A 20,841-nucleotide genomic window follows, 5' to 3' on the forward strand; every position below is an offset into this window, starting at 1 on the left:
ATACGTTTCCGCACTCCTTTGCATAATTCAGAACACGAAGTTTTCTGCTGATATCTCGTTGTGCCTGTGTCATAAACCGACCTCCTTGGAGAAATAATGAATTTTATCACAAATTGTCTCCTGAGGTCTTAATTTTCATACGTAAATGTTTACGGTAGCCGTGGGTTGTCTTACATGATTACCGGTAACAGTCGGGAAGGTTGCCGCTCTCTTATAAGAGCCTGTGAACTTGGACAATGCGAATTATACGAACGTGTTAAACGTAGAGGTGATTGCCAGTAAACGAAATGAAGTCGGATCAAAGGAATCGAGCATAAAAATAGAAACATTATCGGCTGTAAATTATGATCTGTAAACTATGTGGAGAAAATAAGGAGCTGGTTAAATCGCACATCATCCCTGAGGGGTTTTTCCGACCTTTAAGATTGGGTAACATGATCCCTGAAATCCATTCAAACATCAACAATGTATTCTCAAAGCGATCTCCAATTGGAATTTATGATAAGACCATTTTGTGCGAAAAATGTGATCAATATCTCGGCATATTGGATGGTTATGCTCAAAAACTATTAATTCAGGATTTTTCTGAAGAATTGGCAGTGCGGAATGTAAACACTAAGATGGCTTATAAGATCGATAAATACGACTATAAAAAACTAAAGTTATTCTTTTTGTCTGTTCTGTGGCGTGCTTCAATTTCGTCGCAATCATTTTATAGAAAAATAGAAATAGGGGCACATGAAAATATCATAAAAGGAATGATTCGCTATGAGGATCCGGGTGAGCCGTTTGAATATTCGGTTTCATTAGCAAAATTCAGTGACCCGCGCATGATTGCGATGTTAGATCCTCATAAAAAAAGACTTGATGGTATAAATTATTGTCAAATCTATATGACAGGTTTCGTTGTATATATCAAAGTTGATAAGCGAGAACCTCCCGTTTTCTTGAGGGAGTTGTGTTTATCAAAAGACCCGCCTTTCTGGATAATATTAAGAGATTTGAATAATAGTAAAGATGGTAAAATCATAAAGGAGATCGCATCAAAAGCTATTAGGCATCAATAGCAAACATCAACATTCATTAGAATTCACGTCCGTTCGCTGATGCCGCGGTACTCTTTTTCCACCCGTAATCCTTGTTTCTGAAGACTATCTTCTACCGAAGAGTTGTTGGAGCCGTTTCCGGCTACACCCTCTTTTCCCCACTAGTGTAAATTCCGGGGACATAATACCATTTTAAATTAGAGGGGCATAACAGTATTACGTCACCCGATTAACTTATGAATAAGTGAGCTCATACCCGACGGACCGCCCCTTTCCGCTCCGTTTCAACACACCCCATTGATGAAGTTGATCCAGCTCTCTGTATGCGGTTGCCGGGCTTACCTTTGCGATTGCTGCATATTTCCGGGTCGTCAGCTTTCCTTCAAATCCACCCGGTTCGTCGAGGATGCGGTTAATCACCTTGCGTTGCCGTTCGGTAAAGGGCGTTTGGAGATGTTGTCGCCAAAACCGGACCTTCGCGGCCACGTCGTCAACGACCGTATTGGAGCGCACAACGGCTCGTCGGAAACAATCCAGGAACCAGAGCAGCCAATCAGTGACATCGCCGCTTCCCTTTGACGTTTTTTCCAGCATACTATAGTAACCGTTCCGATCGGTCATGATCTGCGCTGATAAACTGTAATAGCGGATGCGCTGTCCATCGTCCTCGGCCAACGCCATATCCGTCAACGCGCGTGCTATCCTGCCGTTGCCGTCATCAAACGGATGGATGGCGACAAACAAAAAATGGGCTATGGCCGCCCGGACGATTCCCTCCAGGGTGTGGCGACTGTTTTCCCACCAGAGAAGAAAATGGTTCATTTCCTCGTCCATTCTGTCGGCGGGCGGCGCTTCGTAGTGGATGATTTCCTTACCGAGCGGTCCGGATACAACCTGCATCGCCTCCGGGCTTTGGCGCCAGGAACCGACTTGAATCTTCGTAAGGCTCGAATATCCCGTGGGAAAAAGCGATGCCTGCCATCCCCACAAACGCTCCGGTGTCAGCGGTGCGGCATGATTCTGCGTGGCGTCAAGAAGGATTGCCATGATGTTGTCTATGCGCCGGTCAACGGGAAGTCCGGCAACAGGAAGACCCAGCTTACGGGCCACCGACGAACGAACGGAACGAATATCGAGAGTTTCCCCTTCAATTGCTGATGTTTTCAGGATTTCTTCGGTGAAAAATGCCGCCTGAACTTGATTCTCCATGTCAAATCCCAGAGAACCAACAGCATGGAGAAGCCGGCCCTGCAATTGGCGGCACAACCCGAGAGCTGGGAGTATCGCCTCCGCGTTCCAGGTCAATTGGGGCCAATCAGGCCGCTGCCATAGGTATTGATTTGATTCCATCGCTTAATCAATTCATTTCCTGATGTGATTATTGGCGATTATCACATCAGGCCAGATAAAAGCAAACGAAATTAAATGAATTCTCTCGAGTAGTTCGGTCATGGGGTAATCGAGAAACATAATGCTGTTTATTATAAAGCTTCCAGAGAAGCAATCGGGGACGGGTTCAGATTTTAAATTATTTTGACTCGTGCGGAATTGGCGACAGCCACTCATTTACGGTGAACTAATAATTCTACATGATCACCGTAATCGAGCCACTAAGCAGGTGGCGGCTTTGACAGGCTGGATTTGGGGTATTCGGGGTAGAGAATAGGAAGATCATACTGGTTCCCGAAATAACCCCTATGCCCCCGGATTTTACTCATACCAGCCGGCGGGCCATCTTCTGGATAACGTCGAGAATTTTTTCCAGGACAGCGTCACTGCCGTATTTCTCTTGAAACGCCGACGCTATCGTCTCGGCCCTCAGCGGCAACTCCCCGGCCATCTTCGCCAACATTTCAATCACCAGCCCGGGCTTGACGGACACGGTATCAGCGAATTCTTTCCAATGTCTGGGTTGGAGCCATGTCGGCCGGTTCTCGCCGCCGATCTTCATCGCCAGTCTGTCAGACAGGTTCTCATAAATCCGTGTGCAGATCAGATCATAAAACGGCGCCAGACAGGGGCCGGGAGGCGCCAGAAGGATGGCCAGGTTTTTCGCATGGGCGTCCGCATTGCCGATCAGGACGTTAAAAATGACCCATTTCACCAGCGCCATCCGATCTGCTGCGGGGCGTATGCTTTCCTTGGCGATGAGATCGAAGCACCGATGCAGGGAAGGGCCTCCCTCGCTCTCGTATTTATGATCCGGAAGAACTCCGAGAGCCTGGCAAAAATCTTCCTGGTGCAGACGGATCACTTTGCCGTCCGGGGTGATTTCCCGGTCAAAACGCCTGACGACATACAATGGATCAAGATTCTTGCGGACAGTCGCCTCGGCCACGGGCAGGCCCATTTTCCCGGCAAGGATCATGCAAAAAGCCTCGTTGACCACGCTTGCCTCAAGATTCCTGATGGGCGATTTGATGATGTGGGTGCTCGGCGCGTTCCCCAGGGCGAGAAAGACCTTGTCGTCTTTCATGAAGACGGGCAGCTTGTCCTGCGCCCCTGCCAGCGAAAGCCGGATCCCCGTCTCCCCCGCCAGGAATGGTTTTACTGGCAGATCGGCGACGATTTTGTGCAGTTCATCCTCATCCAGTTCGCGATATACCGGGTTCTTCAGGGGGAACACGCCTTCCGGAAAAAGCGCAACGGCGCCCGCGCACTCGCCGCCGATCTCCTTCAAAAGGATGAAATCGTTCCGCTCCGATACGCCGAGGCGGCGAGCGAGGACCTTCCGGATCTCCGCTTCAGGCAGCAGATTGGCGAAAAAGGGGCGCGATGTGTCGTCCATGTATGGTTCCCGACGGAGTGGAAGCGACAGGGATAACGCCAGGCCTCCCGGTTTGTCTTTTCGTTCGGGGGCATATTGAAAGATGAATCGTTGCCGCCCGTCAAGCCAGAGATGCCCTATCAGCTCGTTGTGCAGATGGACCGCCAGCCTGTCGCTTCCCTGGTCAAGGTTCATTTTTCCATCCCCGGGGGCCGATGCCGATTTCCAGGCCGAGACCGGTCAGAACCTGCAAAACCTTGCCGATCTGGGCTGTCGGTTTTCCATTTTCGATATTTGAGAAAAACCGGTAACCAACATTGCACAGCGCGGCTGCCTCCGCAAGGGTCAACCCGTCCGTCTTCCTTTTCTGTCTTACCAGCCGACCGATATCGGCGGACGAAGAGATTCTTTCCTGCAAGACTGCCTCCGATGCACATTTAAATTTAATTACCGTACGGGAATAATAACGAGTCGCGAACCTCTTGTCAAGTACAATATTACCGTTCGGGCATAATTGATTACAAAGGCCTTGGGAAGACTTTATTATTACCGTTCGGGAATATTTCAAGAAGTAAAAAAATTATAACGACATGCCGGTTGCATATCCTGACCGATTGTGCTCAATATGCTGATCAGAACAGTAATTATGTAATTGCCATGACCAATTTGCCAGCAAAATTCACGTTGAAATAACAGGGAGAAACATGAAAATCCTCCTGCACATCTGTTGCGGTCCCTGCGTGATCTATCCCCTGCGTATTTTGCGGGAAATGGGGCATGACGTTACGGGGCACTTCTTTAATCCCAATATCCATCCCTATCTGGAATATAAGCGTCGCGCAGAGACGCTTTCTGCCTACGCGGGCGAGAAGGGACTGCCGGTTATATGGGCGGAGGATTACTGCATGGAGGTTTTCTTCCGCTTGGTTGCCGGTCACGAGGAAGACCGTTGCCGGATCTGCTATACCCTGCGCCTGCAGGAGACGGCGCGGTTGGCAAAAGAGCAGGGCTTTACCGGGTTTACGACGACGCTTCTCTACAGCAAGTTTCAGAAGCATGACGTAATCCGCGAAGTCGGTGAGCGCCTGGGGCGCGAAGTTGGCATTCCGTTTGTCTATCATGATTTCCGTGCCGGCTGGCAGGAGGGAGTGGATCTGTCGCGAGAGATCGGCATGTACCGGCAGCCCTACTGCGGTTGCCTCTATAGCGAAAAGGATCGCTATTATCGCCAGGCAATTAGGCAAAAGTAATGGATGACTGTGTCGTTTCCGCCACACATCTTGGCAATGCCTTCCCGGAGCAGCCAGCCGGGGGGAACTATTACTAAAATTTCACCATAATTATCAGGATATTATCTTTCCTAAACAATATATCCATTATAACCTGGCGATGGTATGCATGTTGCTGCAATGCCAGGAAGTTCACGATGAAGGATAGGGGCGGAAGCAATAAATGTATTTGCAGAGAACATTAAAAAAGGAGATAACCTGCGCCAGTATTGGTTTACATACGGGCCGGAAGGTTAAGATGACGATCAAGCCGGCTGGTGTTGATGCGGGGGTAGTTTTCGTGCGCACGGACCTGGGGCAGCATAATTCTATCAAGGCCGATATGCATAACGTTTCCGACACGCATCTGGCCACTACCATCGGTAACAATGGGGCCAGGATCTCCACGGTGGAGCACCTGCTTTCCGCTTTCAGCGGCATGGGTTTGGATAATGCCATTGTCGAGGTGGATGCGCCCGAGATCCCCATTATGGATGGCAGCGCCCTGCCGTTTGTCAACATGCTGAAAAATGTCGGGACCAGGGTTCAGGGCAAGGGCAAGAAGTTGCTCGTGATAACACAACCGGTTTCCGTATCCGACGGCGATGGTGACGCCATGTTTTTGCCCTCGCCGTGCTTTGAAATTACCTATAAGATTGACTTTCAACATCCGCTGATCAGCGAGCAGTCCTATCACGTTATTTTTTCCGATGTGGCCTATGAACAGGAGATCTGCGCCGCCCGTACCTTCGGTTTTCTGAAGGACGTGGAATATCTGCAGGCTAAAGGACTGGCCCTGGGCGGTTCCTTAAAAAATGCGGTGGTTCTGACGGAAAAGAAGATCATAAATAAAGAAGGTCTGAGATTTCCCGACGAGTTTGTCAAACACAAGATTCTGGATGCCATCGGCGACCTATCGCTGCTCGGGATGCCCATCATTGGTCATTTCATGGCCTACAAATCAGGTCACAAGCTCAATAATATGCTGCTTAAAGAACTGCTCGCCCACGAAGAATGCTGGAGGATTGCCGGTTCTTTCGACAGCGGCTATGCAATTGAAGAAGATTCGTTGAATGTCCCCTGTTTTGGCACTCTTGATTCAGTGCCCGCTTGCTGAAGCCAGCCGACCAACAACCACCTTTTCCCGAGTATTTCCCTTACCCCAAAAAATAGCGCTTGCAGAAGAAAGATAAATGTTATTATCATGCTGCATGTGTTCACTAATAACTTACTAATAAAATAAGGTGCAGCATGATAATAAAACTTCCTCAAAAACCAAATTATTACTGGCGCCGGATAAAAGCGATCATCTCGGCGCATGATCGCCAGATCAGGTTTTTCCTCTACGGTTGCCTGCTTTTTCTTCTTCCTCTGAGCAGTGAAGCGGATGAGGCCAGGTTTGCCGACCTGCTGATTACGAATAACGCCGGACAGATTACGGTTTACGCGCAGGTTCTAAACTGCTTTACGCCGGACATGGAAGCCGCCATCCTCGCCGGTGTTCCCACTACGTTTACCTTTCTATTCGATTTCTATCAGGAAAGGTCCTACTGGTGGGACAAGAAAATCGCCCGCCGTATTATTCAGCATACGATCAAATATGATAATGTGAAGAAAGATTTTCTTGTTTCATCAACTAACAGACCGGAAGCAGACACCTTTCAGACATTTGAAAATGCCAAAAAGGCCATGGCGGATCTAAACGGGGTTGTTGTTTACCAGGTCAATGCTCTGGAGCAAGATAAGTCTTACTATCTGAAAATGAAGGCCAAACTGGAACAGGTACGCCTGCCTCTGCACATGGAATACGTGTTCTTTTTCGTTTCTCTCTGGGATTTTGAAACGGACTGGCATAGACAGAATGTTACGTATCAAAATTTGACGACACCCTAACTTTAGCGAGCACATAAGCACATGCTGCCAACCCGTCCAGGCATAGATGACCGCGAGGCCAGACGTCGGAAGAGAGAACGCCTGATCATGATCGTTACGATCGCTGTGATTGCCATTCTTTCTCTGCTGGAGGGCCGTCTCTACCGCCTGGAAGCGGCTCTACCGCTTTCCAGCAATGTGCTCATTTTTGGCCTGATCAATATCAATATCATTCTGATCATTTTTCTGCTGTTTCTGATTATCAGGAATGTCGCCAAACTGATCTTTGAGCGCCGCCGGGGCGTCATCGGTTCGAGTCTGCAAACGAAATTAGTAGTGGCTTTTGTCAGCCTTTCCCTGATTCCCACGGTATTGCTGTTCATTGTGTCCATCAATTTTCTTTCCTACAGCATAGATAACTGGTTCAATCTGAAGATCGGCGAGGCGCTGGATAAAACGATCGAAATAGCCCAGGTCTATTACCAGCAGACGTCCGATCATGCCCGCTTCTATGCCCGCCAGATCAGTGAAGATATTACCAAAAATCGCCTTTATGTCGAAGGGCGGGAGGCCTATCTCCAGACGCTCATAGAACAGAGGCAAAAAAATTATAATCTGGGGCTCTTGGGGATTCATTTTGACAATAAAAAAGCAATACTTGTCTTGAAGGACCCCCTGCACCCGGCGTTGGTCTTGAAGCCCCTGGCGCCAAAAATACTGGAGGAAGTCTATGGCGGCAAGGAAACATCCACTGTGCAGCCGTCCGGAGGAGGCGATTTAATCACCGGTCTGGTGCCCATTTATTCTGCTCTGGTTCCGGGGGAAGTCATCGGCTTAGTTGCGGTCAGTTACTACATGCCCCAGCGGCTGGTGGACAAGATGGCCAGCATTTCCAAAACTTCCGAGCAATACCGGCAGCTTGATCTTCTAAGAAATCCCATCAAGTTAAGTTATATTATCACCCTGTTTATCGTGATGCTGCTCATCATTTTTTCCGCCACATGGTTCGGCATCTATCTTGCCAAGGGGATTACTGTGCCGATCCAGGATCTGGCCGAGGCCACCCGTCGCATTGCCCGTGGGGATCTGGAGCATCGGATCAACGTTGTCGCCGATGCGGAGATCGGCGTTCTCGTAGATTCCTTCAACCAGATGACGAATGACTTGCAGCAGAGTAACGGTGAGCTGCAACAGGCCAATATCAATCTCGAAGAGCGGCGCAAGTATATGGAAACGGTGCTTCGCCATGTTTCGGCCGGGGTAATCTCCGTTGATAAAGACGGAGTTATTACCACCATCAACCAGGCCGCCGAGGCGATGTTTGATATCAAGACGGAAAAGATCATCAACCGGCGCTTTGAAGACGTGCTGCGGCCCGAGCATCTTGCCCTGGCGGAGCAGTTTATCCGGGAGGCAAGGAATAACAGCGCCGGTTTCCTGGAAAAGCAGATGGAATTGAAACTGAAGGACAAGGACCTGACGGTTTTGATGACGACGACGATAATCAGGGATGACGGCGATCGGGAAGTTGGCATGGTCGTCGTTTTTGAAGATCTGACGGAGTTGCAGAAGGCAGTGCGTGCGGCCGCCTGGCGGGAGGTAGCCCGACGCATGGCCCATGAGATCAAGAATCCCCTGACGCCGGTGCAACTTTCCGCGCAGCGTCTGCAGAAAAAATATGGCGACAAACTGGGCGCAGACGGCGCCGTATTTCAGGAATGTACGCAGACCATCATCAACCAGGTCGAGGTGCTGAAAAATCTGGTCAATGAGTTTTCCCGCTACGCCCGGATGCCTGTTACGAATCTGGCTTTAAATAATCTTAACGAGGTTATTGCGGCATCCCTCGCCCTTTTTCAGGAGGCCCATAAAAATATCCGTTTCACCTTGCTGGACGCGGGCTCGGAGATGCCCAAACTGAGGATGGACGCCGAGCAGATCAAGCGGGTCATGGTGAACCTGCTAGATAATGCCGTGGCCGCCGTGGCGGGGAAAGAGGGCGTGATTGATATTACCGTTGCCCATGACTTAAGGTACCGGAAGGTCAGGGTAGAGGTGGCGGACAATGGCTGTGGTGTGCCTGCCGCCTACAAGATGAAGATGTTCGAACCGTATTTTTCTACGAAAAAGGTCGGCACCGGTTTGGGGTTGGCCATTGTCAGTTCCATCATTGCGGATCATCACGGCTATATCAGCGTGCGGGATAATCCCCAGGGTGGCACGGTGGTTGCTTTTGAATTGCCGGTTCCCGAGGGGGAACAGATTAACGGCGCTGATTATGCGGCTCCGGAGGCGTGAAAGTTCCAAAGATAGCACAACAAAAGGATAAGAAGGGCCTATGAGTAAGACAATATTAATTGTTGATGACGAGGAGAGTATCTGTCAGTCCTTGGGCGGTGTTCTGGCTGATGACGGGTATGAAGTAATGACGGCCGGCAGCGGGGAAGAAGCGCTGAAGATCGTGGAGGAGGAAATGCTGAGCCTGGTGTTGCTGGACATCTGGCTCCCCGGCATTGACGGGATTGAGACCCTGAAAATCATCAAGGCCGGACATCCCCAGCTCCGCGTGGTCATGATGTCCGGTCACGGCACCATAGAGACCGCGGTGAAGGCCACCAAGCTGGGCGCCTTTGATTTTATTGAAAAACCTCTTTCTTTGGAAAAGGTGCTGCTCATCGTCAAGCATGCCCTCGATATCACCCAGTTGGAAGAGGAAAATATCCTTCTTAAACAGAAGGTTACCCACGAGTATGAACTCACGGGCGACAGCGAAGCGATTACGGAGCTGCAGGAAACGATCAGCCTCGTGGCGCCTACCAATGCCTGGATCTTGATCATGGGTGAAAATGGCACTGGGAAGGAACTGGTGGCCCGGTCCTTACACCAGCAGAGCAAACGGGTTAATAAGGCATTTGTGGAGGTAAATTGTGCCGCCATACCGGAGGAGCTCATTGAAAGCGAGCTTTTTGGCCACGAGAAGGGCTCCTTTACCGGCGCTACGGAAAAAAAGCGCGGGAAGTTCGATCTGGCCCATGAAGGGACCATTTTTCTCGATGAAGTGGCGGATATGAGTTTGAAGGCCCAGGCCAAAGTCCTCAGAATTCTTCAGGAAAAAAAGTATGAACGCGTGGGCGGAACGAAGCTGATTGCCACGGATGTCCGAGTCCTCGCGGCCACCAATAAAGATCTGGAAAAGGAGATGGAGGAGGGAAGATTCCGGCCGGACCTTTATTACCGGCTCAATGTTATCCCGCTGAGGGTGCCGCCGCTCCGGGACAGAAAAGAGGACATCCCGCTTTTGGTGGAGCGTTTTTTGAAAGATTTTTCCTCGAAGGAAGGGGAGGCGGAAAAGACGATTACCGACGATGCGCTGGCGATCCTCATGCGGCATGGTTGGCCCGGAAATGTTCGGGAACTGAAGAATATTGTCGAACGGCTGAACATCATGAAGGTGGGAAATGTTATTGAAGCGGAAGACATTCCTCTTTTTATGAAAAAAGAGCAGAATCCGGAACCTGCCGAGGATGCCCCGGATTCCCTGCGCGAGGCCAAAACGGCCTTCGAGAAACAATATATTGCCGGTAAGTTAAAAGATTACGATGGCAATGTCTCCCGCACGGCCGAGGCCATCGGCCTGGAAAGAAGCAACCTGCACCGCAAGATAAAGGCCTACGGTCTGGACGTCAAGAATGAGGAAACGGGCGAGGGCTCTGAATTATAACCGCCGCCCGACCTCTTGCCGCAGATCGGCCCAGGAAAATTTCAGGAAGGGTAAAAAAGCTAGGCCGACAACAATGGTGAAGCTGATGGACAGGAAGTGATAGATAATAGCAAAAGTCAGGGCCTCCGTCTTGGCGATGCCGAAGAGGCTTAAGCCCAGCACGCAGGAGTAATGCCAGTTGCCGATGAAGCCGGGGGCCGTCGGGACGGCAATGCCGATCATCAGGATGACCATGAGGACCAAGGCGGCGACAGGCGGCAGCGAGAGTTTGAAGGCCAAGAAAAGAAGATAGATCGCCAGGGCGTCAATCAGCCAGACAATAAAGGAAAGCAGCAGTATCTGGAAAAGGCGCGGTCCGTCGCCGATAATCTGGAAACCATCGAGAAAATGCTGGATTAACCGGCCCAATATTTCTGTCCACCGGACAGGGCAGAGTCGTAAGAAAAAGTTCAAAAAAGCCTCCAGCAGGACACGCCGGAAGACTGCCAGAATAATCACCGTAAGCAGGATCAGATTGACGAGAAGGAAGATGAAGTTGGCTTTGATCAGCCAGGGTGGCAATTGCGCAAAGAAGGGAGTCAGGGAGGCGATGGTCAAGATGGTGACGCCGTCGAAAAACCTTTCCAGGAAAACCGTGCCCAGAGCGGCGGGCATCTTGATGTCGCTGTGGCGGGCCACCAGATAAGGTCTTAAAAGCTCGCCCAGCCTGGCCGGCAGGGCCGTGATGGCTAAAAACCCGACGCTGGTTATGGCAAAAAGGGTGAGCGTCGAAAGCTTCCCCAGGGGGCGAAGGATCATCCCCCAGCGCCAGGCACGCAACGCCTGCATCAAAATCATCAGCAGCAAAAAAAGCAGGATAAAACCGTAGCCAATGTTCGCCATGCCGGCGATAACACCCTGAAAATCTGTCCCTTTAACAGACAGATAGACCAAGAGCGCACTGATCAGGAGGCCGGGAATGATCTTCTTCATCCGTTCACGTTTATATGAAAATAGATCGTCATACCGGCGTAGGCCGGTATTCAGTCCTTTACACCTGGATTCCGGATCGGGTCCGGAATGACAGATGGTATTTTCATCCTTTGTTGTGCCCGCGACGGGCATGGGGGGGTAATTATGGGGTACGCCTTTAGTTTTTTGCAATGTTGTCGCTGATTTTATCGTGCAACAGTTGCGATGCGGTCTTATTACCCAGCAATCCCACCCGCACGGTTACGGTGGTTACGTTACGCTCTTTGTATTTGACATCAAACCGGACCTTTTCGTCATTAATGATGGCGGAAATCTGGCCCTGGCCAATTTCCTTGAGGGGCTGGACACTCAGGGCGCGCATTTCCGCCATGGTTTTTTCGCAGGCCGCCCAAACCAGATCGTAGGGATGCTTATACTCGCCCTGCATGCCGCCGTTGATGTATGCGTAGGTGCCGGCGCCAGTGCCCCCGGCGGCGACGACGCCTACCAGTGCTGCACATCCGGTCGTAAGAAAAACAACCGCCGCGTACCAGAACATCCAAGCTCTATTTCTCTTCATTATTATTCCTTTCTCCGATCGGATTTGAGGACACGTTACGCTTCGCCGCTTACCCCGGCAAATTCACGCAGCAGTTCTTCCTGCTTTTTGTTCAGGTTCGTGGGCACGACTACCAGGGTTTCAATAATCTGATCGCCCCGCCCATAAGCACCCAGCCGGGGGATGCCCATGCCCTTCAGGCGGAAGGTATGGCCGCTCTGGGTGCCTTTGGGGATTTTTATCTTTTCCCTGCCCTGCAGCGTTGGCGCTTCTATCTTGGCGCCCAGCGCCGCCTGCACAAAAGAAACGGGGATACGGCAGTAGATATCGCTGCCCCTTCTTTCGAAAAATTCATGCGACTTGACGGTAAGAAATACGTAAAGATCGCCGTTGGGTCCACCGAAGTCGCCCGCTTCTCCCTCGCCCCGCAGCCTCAACCGGGAACCTGTTTCTACGCCCGCGGGGATTTTAAGCTGGATGGTCTTGGCGGCTTCCTTCTTGCCGGCGCCGCGACAGAAAGAACAAGGATCCAGAATCACGCTGCCTCGCCCCCGGCATTGCGGACAGGAGGCGCTGATCGCGAAGAAACCGCTGGATTGCGTTACCTGGCCCCGGCCATGACAGCGGTTGCACGTGGAAGGAGACGACCCGGCCGCTGCTCCCGTGCCCCGGCAGGAATCGCAATTGATCAGCTTTTCTATCGTGATGTCCATTGCTTTACCCGTGGCTGCGTCTTCCAAGGCAATAGTCAGGTCGTAGCGCAGATCGGCGCCGTTCCTCGCCCCCGCCCGCCCCTGCTGCCGAACGCCATTGAAACCAAAAATGTTCTCAAAGATATCGCCGAAGCTCGAAAAAATATCCTCAAAACCCGAAAATCCCTTAAAACCCGCGCCGCTCAGTCCTTCATGACCGAAGCGATCATATATTTCCCTTTTCTCCGGGTCGCTCAGGACTTCATAGGCTTCGGCGGCTTCCTTAAACCGCTCTTCCGCTGCCTTATCCCCCGGATTCTTGTCCGGGTGATGCTGCATGGCCATTTTGCGATAATTTTTCTTTATCTCCTCCGCCGCGGCATCCCGGGCGACACTGAGGACTTCATAATAACAAGTCTTGATCATGCGTGTATTGCTTTTTCCTCCGTTTTTGCGATCGCCCGCGTCTCCTGAAGCATTTGCTCATGGCCGCCTTTTTCGAAGGCATGGAGCGCAAAACTGTACTTTTTCAGCTCCTTGGCTGCTTGACCGATGGCCAGCCACTCTGCCGGCGAGGGAGTCCTGCTTAACGCCCGGGATGCCTGCAGGAAGAGCATGACATCGCCCATCTGCTGAGCGGTGGCGCTGATTTTTTCCAGGCCGGCGGTATGACTTGCCTTCTGATAAAATTCCATGGCATCCGAGATTTTGCCGGCTTCCCGGAAGCGGTCGCCGTAAACGATCAGTTCGCCGGTCGTTCTTTTTTCCTCATAAAGCAGTTGCTGTTTCTTCCGATAATCGGGGAGAATATCGTCTTTCATAGTTTTCGTATCCGTTTTCTATTGGCTGCCGGCAAGATATTAGACTTTGCCGTTCCTGTCAAGACGGCGGGTTATTTAACCAGACGCCGCAATGCCTCCGCATACTTTTCACCCGTCATGGCGATGATGTTCGGGGGCAGTTCCGGGGCAGGCGGCTTTTGATCCCAATTGATGGCAAGGAGATAATCCCGTAAAAACTGTTTGTCAAAACTTTTCTGAGGGCGGCCGACCTGATAATCATCCCGGGGCCAGAACCTTGAGGAATCAGGTGTGAGCAGCTCGTCAATGAGGATCAGCTTCCCCTCGATCAAGCCGAACTCCATCTTGGTGTCGGCAATAATAATTCCCGCCGCCGCCGCTATTGTCTCGGCCCGTCGGTAAATGGCCAGGCTGGTTTCCCTGATGTGTCCCGCCAATTCCCGGCCCAGAATATTTTCCATCTCGGCAAAGTTTATGGGCAGGTCGTGTGTGCCGGCTTCCGCTTTGGTGGAGGGGGTAAAGACGGGTTCCGGCAACCGCTCGGACTCCCTCAACCCTGCGGGCAGCCTGATGCCGGAGATGGTATGGCCAGCACTGTAATCTTTCCATCCCGAGCCGCTGAGATATCCACGGACGATACACTCTACAGTCAGGGGCCGGGCTTTTTTGACGAGCATGCTGCGGTGCTGCAGTGTCTCTGCATAAGGTCGGCAAACTTCCGGATAGGCCAGCGGATCGGTGGAGATGAGATGATTTATTATGATATCTGCCATCTTACCGAACCAGAAGGCCGACATGCGGGTCAGAATAGCCCCTTTACCGGCGATGGGATTGGGCATGATCACGTCAAAGGCGGAAATCCGGTCGGTCGCAACGATCAGCAGAAATTCTTCCACCTCATAAATATCGCGCACCTTCCCTTTATTCAGCAATTTTAATGTGGGGAAACTCGTTCCCATCAATCCTTCATCTCTCATTTGAAAATTCACCTCTCATTTGTTGGATTTTGTCCGCTATAAAAACGGATTGTATTGCTTTTCGTGACCGATAGTAGAGGTGGCCGTGCGGCCATAATTATGCCCCGGCAAGACGCGCGTTTCGTCGGGCAGTGGGAAAAGCTTGGTCTGGATGGATTGATACATGACGTCCCAGGAGCTGCCAGGGAAGTCAGTCCGTCCCACGGCCTCCACGAAAAGGGTGTCCCCCGTAAAGACAATGCCCTCCGTATAAAGAGACATGCTACCCGCGGAGTGTCCCGGCGTATGCAGAACATTAAGCGTTACATCGCCCACGCGGATCTGATCGCCGTCCTTGACCGTAATATCCGCCGCCGGCGATGGCTTGGCATTGAACATGGCAAGGAGTGAAGCCGGCGTGTTGGTGAGCCGGTCGGCATCGTCTTCATGCACAATGATCTGCGCCCCGGTGAGCTTTTTCATATCGCTGTTGCCGGAGAAATGGTCCACGTGGCCGTGGGTATTGACGATATACTTAATCTTCAGATTATTCTTTTTAGCGCGGGCAATAATGGCTTCCGTTTCGTCCGCCGGGTCAATGACCAATGCTTCCCCACTCTTAGGATCACCTACCAGGTAGGCGAAAACCATCATTTGACCGACCTGCATCTGTTCCAAAAACATAGTGACTCCCTTTTATTTCTTTTCTACATACCCCGTAAAAAATGATCCCTCTTGTTTTATCTCCATGAACTTTTCCCCCGTCAGACCGCACCAGGCCGGGAGGTCTTTGGCGAACCCCGGGTCGTCGGCCACAATTTCCAGCACCTCGCCGGATTTCATGTCGGCCATTTCCTGTTTGGTCCGCACGATGGGCATGGGGCAGAAGAGCCCCGTACAGTCAATGGATTTATTGGCTTTAAGAGCAGATGTCATATAAATAAATTTACTTTGGCCTCTTTGGCTTCACTCAGATAGGTGGCGGCGCCGGCGAATTCATCCACGTCGCCCACCAGGTTTGCTGCGGTCAGGCCGAGTACGCTGCAACTTGTTGTGCAGGCTATGTATTTTACGCCCAGTTCCTTGGCCAGTTTCATGAGGTCCTGGAGGGAGGCGGCGTTGGTTTTCCGCATCAGTTTTTTCATCATCCAGGCCCCCATGCCGAACATGTTCAGACGGGAAATGGGCAGGCTCGATGTGCTCATGAGGTTGAACATTTTCTGCATCAGCTTTTGCGTCGCCGACAGGGTAAGCCTTTCCTTTTTCAGGATGTTCAGGCCCCAGAAGGTGAAAAAAATCGTCACTTCCATATTGCCTGCCGCCGCCGTGGTCGCCAGGGTAAAGGCGGCAATGGCCTTGTCGAGCTCACCGGAAAAAAGGATGATGGTCATTTTATCCTTCATTTCTGCCCCCTGCTTTCCAATACTAACCTCAAGCCTGTTTTTTTTCGCATTCCGGACACTTGCTTAGTTTGCTGCTGTAAGATGCGCCACATTTCGGGCATTTAGTAAAGGCGATATCGCAGGGCTGACAAAAGGAAGGCTCCATACAATCCTGCACCAGTTCCGACTCGCAGAAACCGCAGTTGCATTTTGTTTTCATGATTTTCCCCCCTGCTTTTTCTGGTAATCCTCGATGGCTTTGTGCAGCGCATCGGCTCCCAGGTTGGAACAGTGCATCTTGTTGGCCGGCAGTCCGCCCAGCTCCTTGGCTACGCTGGCATTCGTTATCAGCATGGCCTCGTCGAGGGTCTTTCCCTTGGCCATTTCGCTCACCATGGAGGAAACGGCGATCGCCGCCCCGCAGCCGAAGGTCTTGAATTTTACGTCTTCAATGATGTTATCTTTTACTTTGATGTAAAAGCTCATCATGTCGCCACAGACGGGGTTGCCGATCTCACCAGTCCCATCGGCTTCTTTTATTTCCCCTACATTACGTGGATTCTGGAAGTGATCCATCACTTTTTCTGAATAAAACGGCATAATCTTCTCCTATCCATCCTCTTGATTTTGGTCATGTTCGTGTTCGTGTTCATAATCGGTGCCCGGCCCGGCGGCCCGGCGCCGTCCCGTCTTCTGGAAGTAACCGTAAAGGGGCGACATCTCGCGCAGTCGGGCGACTATCGGTGGAAATTCGGCGAGCAGATAATCAACATCTGCGTCCGTATTGTATCGGGAAAGCGTCAGCAGGATGGAACCCTGGCCGACGGCCGTATCAACCTTGATGGCCGTAAGCACATGGGACATCTTGAGCGCCTTCGAGGCGCAGGCAGAACCGCTGGATACGTAAATGCCCTTCTGGTCCAGGAAGAGAAACATGCCTTCTCCTTCCACAAACTCGACCGAAATATTGACATTATTCGGCAGGCGCTTTTCCAGGTGCCCGTTGACGTAAAGGTAAGGGATTTTTTCCGGCAGCGCCGTCATCAGGCGGTTTCGGAGCCGGAGCAGGCGTTGGTAATTATCATCCATCTCCTGCCCCGCAATCTCGCAGGCCGCCCCGAAGCCGGCAATGGCGGGCACGTTTTCTGTCCCGGCGCGGCGGCCGTTTTCCTGTATGCCGCCGTCAATCTGCGGCACGATCCGGACGCCCTGCCTGAGAAAGAGTGCCGCCGCGCCTTTGGGGCCGTAAAACTGCGCTCCCGAGAGAGTCATCAGATCAACACCCAGACTGGTTACGTCCAAGGGCATAATTCCGGCGGTACAGACGGCATCGGTATGAAATGGAATGTTCCTTGCCCGGCAAAGGCCGGCTATTTCCGCCAGTGGCTGGATCGTGCCGATCTCCGGATTGGCATGCTGGACAGAAACCAGGATGGTGTCTTCCCGGATGGCATTCTGGAGATCTCCGGGCGACACGAGACCATTCCGATCAACAGGCAGCAGGGTGACCTCAAAATCATGCTGGCTGAGACGCCGGGCGGCATTGAGGACCGAAAAATGTTCGATCTCCGAGACAATGACATGTCGGCCTTTTTGCCGGTAAGCCTCGGCAACGCCCTTGATGGCGAGGTTATTGGCCTCCGACGCGCAGGAGGTGAAATATATCTCGCTTTCCTTCCCGCCGATAAGCTGCGCCACTTGGCCCCGGGCTTTTTCGATCGCGTCCCTGGAATGGGCGCCAAGAGAGTGAATGCTCTGGGCGTTACCGTAATACTCACGGAAATAAGGGAGCATCACCTCGATGACCCGCTCGTCCACCCGGGTATTGGCATGATTTTCAAAATATATTTCGTTCACGGGGAATAACCTTTAAGTTACTTTATGCATTATCTTTTTGCCAACTATCCCATCGGTCATTAAATCTATCTAAATGGCTCCTTATATTTCCACAAGTGTAAAAGAGGACAAGGGAATTCCCATTGGCAATTGGTGTTTTAGTATATGTATAAGGGAAGGGTATGTCAAGAAAACAATCGGAAAACAATGGGGACAGTACCACGCAAAAAAGAGAAAACGGAAAGGTTATGCGTCAAGGAATGCCTCGCCGGAGTACTGAACGAAGAGAACAAGACCGATATGATGAAGCGTCTACGCAATGCCCAGCCCTATGGCACCGTGGGCATTATCCGTTTCTGGACAGAGTTCATTGATGCCACACCGGCAGATCAAAAAAGGATGGTCAGAGATGTGGAGTTCTGGCGTCTGTATCAAGCAGGATTAATCGGCTTCCAGTATTTCTGCTGGAACTGCATGGAATCCTGTCCGGTGGGTCAGAAATCGGAGTCGCAATAAGCTGTCGTGCCTTCAGGGGGCTTCAACCGGTTATCAATAGGGCTGTGTTTTGTCAAGTGATAGTAATCGAAAACCATTTTTCTAAAATGAAGTAGCGACAGCTCTTCTGACAAATCTCGGCACATAGGATCCCAAGGTTCTTTTACCTATACAGCCAACAATAACGCCGATTTGATAGGCAACATGGTCAAGAATGTAATAGTATAAGAATTGAAGAAAGTTGAGTTGTGGTTTTTTCAGGTGGTAGTCCACGGTTGATGCTACGAGCAGCACAAAAAGGCTTAACAGCCATACGTGATTGGCGGCAAAGCCGAGCAATAACAGCGCGACCAAGTAATACCGAACTACATGGAAGGAGGCAAAATAAGAAAAGGAGAAGAAGTTGCGTGCAACAGAGAAACATATCCGCCACAGTGGTATACAGAGGCCCATGCGTGCCAATTTTACAACCTTCATCCAGACCTCAAAGAGGAAACAAGCCCCTGATGCAAGAAGCGGTAGCATGGACAAAAGCAGGATAGCTGCACACAGGGAAAAGAAGCTAATGGTTGCAAGAAGCGGTATTTGAAAGGTTTTCTTCTTCTCAGGATGGAGCGTATACAGCGTTGCCTCTGAGGTCCCGTAATCTCTCCGTCTTTTCAGCATCTTTCCCAGTTCGTTGCGATGCTTGTGCTTTACGGAGCCAACGGGCACATACAGCATATCGTAACCTTTGGCTCGCATCCTCCAACAAAAATCTACATCTTCGCCTACATGCATGTCTTCCCGGATGCCCCCTGTCTGAATGTATGCCTTACGCCGTACCAGAAGGTTGCAAGTGGGTGTATAAAAGCTGGAGTTGTCGTCAGTTCCATAGAGGATATGGCTGCCCATGTTCAAGGGGGAGAAGGTTTGTTCGTAACGGTCCAACGGAGAATTATCAAAATAACCATCAACGTAGCCACCTACTGCTCCGATCCGGTCCCAGCTAAAGTAGTTTACGATTTCCTTGAGCCATGCAGGGCCGGCCACACAATCGCTATCGAGGAATGCCAGAATTTCGCCACGGGCCTCACGGGCACCGATGTTTCGACAGTATGATTGCCCGCGGCTTATCTCATGGGAAAGCAGTTTGCAGTTAAAGCTATTCACAAGTGCTTTGGTGCCATCTTTTGATCCGTCATCGACTACGATCACTTCAACACTATCGTTCAGATAATCTTGGGCGAAGACGGACTCGAGGCATTCGGCAAGTTCAGCCCCTCGATCTTTTGTGGGTATTATGACGGTCACAGAAGGAAAATAGTCGCCCCCGGTGACCAGGGCTATTTCCAGGATCGCTTTCTTGTTGAAATACTCACACAACCGGAAGACCTGCTCTTCGGTCATGGCGGTCGCCACCGCTATCTGGGCCAGGGTTCTCGATCCGTCACAGAGTCTGAGTACTGCCACTGCCCGTTCACGGACCCGAACAACATTGAGCGGTGTTTCGGAGATTACCACCCAGGAATGATGCCGCCTCTCAAAACGTATCTCTTCCCTCAGCCTGTACAGCAAGGGTATCATGGTATGCGCTCTACCCCTTCCTCACACTTTCGCAGGTGGTTTAACCACCCTTCTCGCAGCAAGGTACCAAAGAGCTCATCTACTACATGGTCATCTGCACCGCTGACCATTTTGCCCTCCCTGCGTTGCACGGTTCCCGCAACAAGTTGTTGGATACGCTCAAAGGCAGGAAGACAGGAATCGGGAGGTGTGGCAGGCTTCAGCCTTGATCCGGGCAATCGCAGCGGTCCCCATACGACATGACCATTAGCCCGTTGGATCAACTGAGTGGATATACCTATCCGGGCAAGATCAAAGCACGGGATCATCTTTTCAGCCGCTTCCAGAAGGGGCGGCAGACCGGCATAGCGGGTGGGTTCAGTCAGAGCTTCCACGGCAATTACGAGGGGAATGGGGGACTCAATACTCTCACGATAGCCCAAGGCAAGCTTTTTCACCGCCACAATGGTTCTCTCTTTTGCCCCTGTTTCCACCGAAATTGCGGGGATAATACAAGGTACGCGCAGGTGATGAGCAAGGATGAGGCTCACTTGACCGCTTCCCGTATCATCGCTTTTGGCGCCGGTCAAAATGATATCGAAGTCCAGTATGCGGGCGATGCGCTCAAAGATCAATGCCTTGCCCTGAGCCTGAATCGCATCGAGCCCTTCCTCCCATATCCTCAGACCGTCATCACACCCCAGGGCAAGACCTTCTCTGATAAACCGCTCTCCCGACGGGGGCCCGAGATGAATCAAGGTGATATGGGTTCCAGGCCGGCTTTCCTTTATCACAAGGGCAGTGTCTATGGCTGCACTGTCGGATGGGTTGAGCACGGAGACATTCCAATCCTTCCGGAGACATCCTGTCCGTTCATCGCGAGCCAGAGGTATTCTGATGTCTGGAACTTCCTTTATGAAAACAAGTATCTTCAATAAATTTCCTCCCCGG

Annotated in this window: 23 protein-coding genes; 7 read left to right on the forward strand and 16 right to left on the reverse strand. The window is 51.3% G+C overall.

The window, feature by feature from the left end; all coding sequences use genetic code 11:
* The first annotated feature begins 434 nt into the window (after positions 1-434).
* Positions 435-1,067: a hypothetical protein gene (locus NT140_04875; protein MCX5831208.1), complete on the forward strand. Its 633-nt coding sequence runs from the start codon at positions 435-437 to the stop codon at positions 1,065-1,067.
* Between the two features lie 213 nt (positions 1,068-1,280).
* Here the strand turns inward: NT140_04875 and NT140_04880 are convergent, their stop codons facing one another.
* The 3 genes from NT140_04880 to NT140_04890 form a co-directional block, all read right to left on the reverse strand.
* Entirely contained in the window at positions 1,281-2,396 is a 1,116-nt protein-coding gene (locus NT140_04880) for a Fic family protein (protein ID MCX5831209.1), read from the reverse strand.
* Positions 2,397-2,760: 364 nt separating this feature from the next.
* Entirely contained in the window at positions 2,761-4,008 is a 1,248-nt protein-coding gene (locus NT140_04885) for a type II toxin-antitoxin system HipA family toxin (GenBank protein MCX5831210.1), read from the reverse strand.
* Positions 3,998-4,231: a transcriptional regulator gene (locus tag NT140_04890; protein ID MCX5831211.1), complete on the reverse strand. Its 234-nt coding sequence runs from the start codon at positions 4,229-4,231 to the stop codon at positions 3,998-4,000. The genes NT140_04885 and NT140_04890 overlap by 11 nt, the downstream gene beginning before the upstream one ends.
* A gap of 286 nt (positions 4,232-4,517) precedes the next feature.
* Here NT140_04890 and NT140_04895 point away from each other — a divergent pair, with 286 nt between their 5' ends.
* The 5 genes from NT140_04895 to NT140_04915 all read left to right on the forward strand — a co-directional run bounded on the left by NT140_04895 (position 4,518) and on the right by NT140_04915 (position 10,674).
* Positions 4,518-5,063, forward strand: coding sequence for an epoxyqueuosine reductase QueH (locus tag NT140_04895; GenBank protein MCX5831212.1), 546 nt, complete (start codon positions 4,518-4,520; stop codon positions 5,061-5,063).
* A 202-nt stretch (positions 5,064-5,265) separates the two neighbouring features.
* Positions 5,266-6,198, forward strand: a complete 933-nt coding sequence (lpxC, locus tag NT140_04900; GenBank protein ID MCX5831213.1) for a UDP-3-O-acyl-N-acetylglucosamine deacetylase — start codon at positions 5,266-5,268, stop codon at positions 6,196-6,198.
* Positions 6,199-6,332: 134 nt separating this feature from the next.
* Positions 6,333-6,974, forward strand: coding sequence for a DUF4390 domain-containing protein (locus NT140_04905; protein MCX5831214.1), 642 nt, complete (start codon positions 6,333-6,335; stop codon positions 6,972-6,974).
* 21 nt (positions 6,975-6,995) lie between these two features.
* Positions 6,996-9,251, forward strand: a complete 2,256-nt coding sequence (locus NT140_04910) for an ATP-binding protein (protein ID MCX5831215.1) — start codon at positions 6,996-6,998, stop codon at positions 9,249-9,251.
* Positions 9,252-9,291: 40 nt separating this feature from the next.
* Positions 9,292-10,674 carry a sigma-54 dependent transcriptional regulator gene (locus tag NT140_04915; GenBank protein MCX5831216.1) on the forward strand — a complete coding sequence of 461 codons (1,383 nt, stop codon included), beginning with the start codon at positions 9,292-9,294 and terminating at the stop codon, positions 10,672-10,674.
* Here the strand turns inward: NT140_04915 and NT140_04920 are convergent.
* The 11 genes from NT140_04920 to NT140_04970 all read right to left on the reverse strand — a co-directional run bounded on the left by NT140_04920 (position 10,669) and on the right by NT140_04970 (position 17,871).
* A complete protein-coding gene (locus tag NT140_04920) occupies positions 10,669-11,646 on the reverse strand; it encodes a lysylphosphatidylglycerol synthase transmembrane domain-containing protein (GenBank protein ID MCX5831217.1) in 978 nt (325 codons plus the stop codon). The genes NT140_04915 and NT140_04920 overlap by 6 nt on opposite strands.
* A gap of 157 nt (positions 11,647-11,803) precedes the next feature.
* The gene (locus NT140_04925) at positions 11,804-12,205 is read right to left on the reverse strand and encodes a DUF3568 family protein (GenBank protein ID MCX5831218.1); all 402 of its coding nucleotides are present in this window, start codon (positions 12,203-12,205) and stop codon (positions 11,804-11,806) included.
* A 35-nt stretch (positions 12,206-12,240) separates the two neighbouring features.
* Positions 12,241-13,302 (reverse strand): molecular chaperone DnaJ, encoded by a 1,062-nt coding sequence (gene dnaJ, locus NT140_04930; GenBank protein MCX5831219.1) that lies wholly within the window; start codon positions 13,300-13,302, stop codon positions 12,241-12,243.
* The gene (locus NT140_04935; GenBank protein ID MCX5831220.1) at positions 13,299-13,697 is read right to left on the reverse strand and encodes a hypothetical protein; all 399 of its coding nucleotides are present in this window, start codon (positions 13,695-13,697) and stop codon (positions 13,299-13,301) included. Before NT140_04935 ends, dnaJ begins: the two co-directional genes overlap by 4 nt.
* A 71-nt stretch (positions 13,698-13,768) precedes the next feature.
* Positions 13,769-14,653 (reverse strand): phosphoribosylaminoimidazolesuccinocarboxamide synthase, encoded by an 885-nt coding sequence (locus NT140_04940; protein ID MCX5831221.1) that lies wholly within the window; start codon positions 14,651-14,653, stop codon positions 13,769-13,771.
* A gap of 36 nt (positions 14,654-14,689) precedes the next feature.
* On the reverse strand, positions 14,690-15,316 hold the full coding sequence (locus NT140_04945; GenBank protein ID MCX5831222.1) for an MBL fold metallo-hydrolase: 627 nt from the start codon (positions 15,314-15,316) through the stop codon (positions 14,690-14,692).
* Positions 15,317-15,328: 12 nt separating this feature from the next.
* Entirely contained in the window at positions 15,329-15,568 is a 240-nt protein-coding gene (locus tag NT140_04950) for a sulfurtransferase TusA family protein (protein ID MCX5831223.1), read from the reverse strand.
* Positions 15,565-16,035, reverse strand: coding sequence for a DsrE/DsrF/DrsH-like family protein (locus NT140_04955; GenBank protein ID MCX5831224.1), 471 nt, complete (start codon positions 16,033-16,035; stop codon positions 15,565-15,567). The genes NT140_04950 and NT140_04955 overlap by 4 nt, the downstream gene beginning before the upstream one ends.
* 28 nt (positions 16,036-16,063) lie before the next feature.
* Positions 16,064-16,234 carry a hypothetical protein gene (locus tag NT140_04960; protein ID MCX5831225.1) on the reverse strand — a complete coding sequence of 57 codons (171 nt, stop codon included), beginning with the start codon at positions 16,232-16,234 and terminating at the stop codon, positions 16,064-16,066.
* Positions 16,231-16,614: a Fe-S cluster assembly scaffold protein NifU gene (gene nifU / locus NT140_04965; protein MCX5831226.1), complete on the reverse strand. Its 384-nt coding sequence runs from the start codon at positions 16,612-16,614 to the stop codon at positions 16,231-16,233. Before nifU ends, NT140_04960 begins: the two co-directional genes overlap by 4 nt.
* Before the next feature lie 9 nt (positions 16,615-16,623).
* Positions 16,624-17,871: a cysteine desulfurase family protein gene (locus NT140_04970; GenBank protein ID MCX5831227.1), complete on the reverse strand. Its 1,248-nt coding sequence runs from the start codon at positions 17,869-17,871 to the stop codon at positions 16,624-16,626.
* Positions 17,872-18,057: 186 nt separating this feature from the next.
* On the opposite strand from NT140_04970, the gene NT140_04975 reads away from it, so the two are divergent.
* Complete coding sequence (locus tag NT140_04975; GenBank protein ID MCX5831228.1) at positions 18,058-18,366, forward strand: hypothetical protein; 309 nt, start codon at positions 18,058-18,060, stop codon at positions 18,364-18,366.
* An 81-nt stretch (positions 18,367-18,447) separates the two neighbouring features.
* Here the strand turns inward: NT140_04975 and mftF are convergent, their stop codons facing one another.
* Positions 18,448-19,911 (reverse strand): mycofactocin biosynthesis glycosyltransferase MftF, encoded by a 1,464-nt coding sequence (gene mftF / locus NT140_04980; protein ID MCX5831229.1) that lies wholly within the window; start codon positions 19,909-19,911, stop codon positions 18,448-18,450.
* Complete coding sequence (locus tag NT140_04985; protein ID MCX5831230.1) at positions 19,908-20,825, reverse strand: hypothetical protein; 918 nt, start codon at positions 20,823-20,825, stop codon at positions 19,908-19,910. Before NT140_04985 ends, mftF begins: the two co-directional genes overlap by 4 nt.
* Positions 20,826-20,841: the final 16 nt, after the last annotated feature.

The organism is Deltaproteobacteria bacterium (assembly GCA_026388415.1).
Taxonomy (GTDB): Bacteria; Desulfobacterota; Syntrophia; order Syntrophales; family JACQWR01; genus JAPLJV01.

What these genes read in the sequence shown, in the direction of transcription:
- nifU (MCX5831226.1), bottom strand. Translation starts at nt 16,614, where the DNA reads ATGCCGTTTTATTCAGAAAAAGTGATGGATCACTTCCAGAATCCACGT.
- NT140_04880 (MCX5831209.1), bottom strand. Translation starts at nt 2,396, where the DNA reads ATGGAATCAAATCAATACCTATGGCAGCGGCCTGATTGGCCCCAATTG.
- NT140_04905 (MCX5831214.1), top strand. Translation starts at nt 6,333, where the DNA reads ATGATAATAAAACTTCCTCAAAAACCAAATTATTACTGGCGCCGGATA.
- NT140_04945 (MCX5831222.1), bottom strand. Translation starts at nt 15,316, where the DNA reads ATGTTTTTGGAACAGATGCAGGTCGGTCAAATGATGGTTTTCGCCTAC.
- NT140_04915 (MCX5831216.1), top strand. Translation starts at nt 9,292, where the DNA reads ATGAGTAAGACAATATTAATTGTTGATGACGAGGAGAGTATCTGTCAG.
- NT140_04925 (MCX5831218.1), bottom strand. Translation starts at nt 12,205, where the DNA reads ATGAAGAGAAATAGAGCTTGGATGTTCTGGTACGCGGCGGTTGTTTTT.
- NT140_04935 (MCX5831220.1), bottom strand. Translation starts at nt 13,697, where the DNA reads ATGAAAGACGATATTCTCCCCGATTATCGGAAGAAACAGCAACTGCTT.
- NT140_04955 (MCX5831224.1), bottom strand. Translation starts at nt 16,035, where the DNA reads ATGAAGGATAAAATGACCATCATCCTTTTTTCCGGTGAGCTCGACAAG.
- lpxC (MCX5831213.1), top strand. Translation starts at nt 5,266, where the DNA reads ATGTATTTGCAGAGAACATTAAAAAAGGAGATAACCTGCGCCAGTATT.
- NT140_04875 (MCX5831208.1), top strand. Translation starts at nt 435, where the DNA reads ATGATCCCTGAAATCCATTCAAACATCAACAATGTATTCTCAAAGCGA.
- NT140_04910 (MCX5831215.1), top strand. Translation starts at nt 6,996, where the DNA reads ATGCTGCCAACCCGTCCAGGCATAGATGACCGCGAGGCCAGACGTCGG.
- NT140_04885 (MCX5831210.1), bottom strand. Translation starts at nt 4,008, where the DNA reads ATGAACCTTGACCAGGGAAGCGACAGGCTGGCGGTCCATCTGCACAAC.
- NT140_04920 (MCX5831217.1), bottom strand. Translation starts at nt 11,646, where the DNA reads ATGAAGAAGATCATTCCCGGCCTCCTGATCAGTGCGCTCTTGGTCTAT.
- dnaJ (MCX5831219.1), bottom strand. Translation starts at nt 13,302, where the DNA reads ATGATCAAGACTTGTTATTATGAAGTCCTCAGTGTCGCCCGGGATGCC.
- NT140_04975 (MCX5831228.1), top strand. Translation starts at nt 18,058, where the DNA reads ATGGGGACAGTACCACGCAAAAAAGAGAAAACGGAAAGGTTATGCGTC.
- NT140_04940 (MCX5831221.1), bottom strand. Translation starts at nt 14,653, where the DNA reads ATGAGAGATGAAGGATTGATGGGAACGAGTTTCCCCACATTAAAATTG.
- NT140_04895 (MCX5831212.1), top strand. Translation starts at nt 4,518, where the DNA reads ATGAAAATCCTCCTGCACATCTGTTGCGGTCCCTGCGTGATCTATCCC.
- mftF (MCX5831229.1), bottom strand. Translation starts at nt 19,911, where the DNA reads ATGATACCCTTGCTGTACAGGCTGAGGGAAGAGATACGTTTTGAGAGG.
- NT140_04960 (MCX5831225.1), bottom strand. Translation starts at nt 16,234, where the DNA reads ATGAAAACAAAATGCAACTGCGGTTTCTGCGAGTCGGAACTGGTGCAG.
- NT140_04950 (MCX5831223.1), bottom strand. Translation starts at nt 15,568, where the DNA reads ATGACATCTGCTCTTAAAGCCAATAAATCCATTGACTGTACGGGGCTC.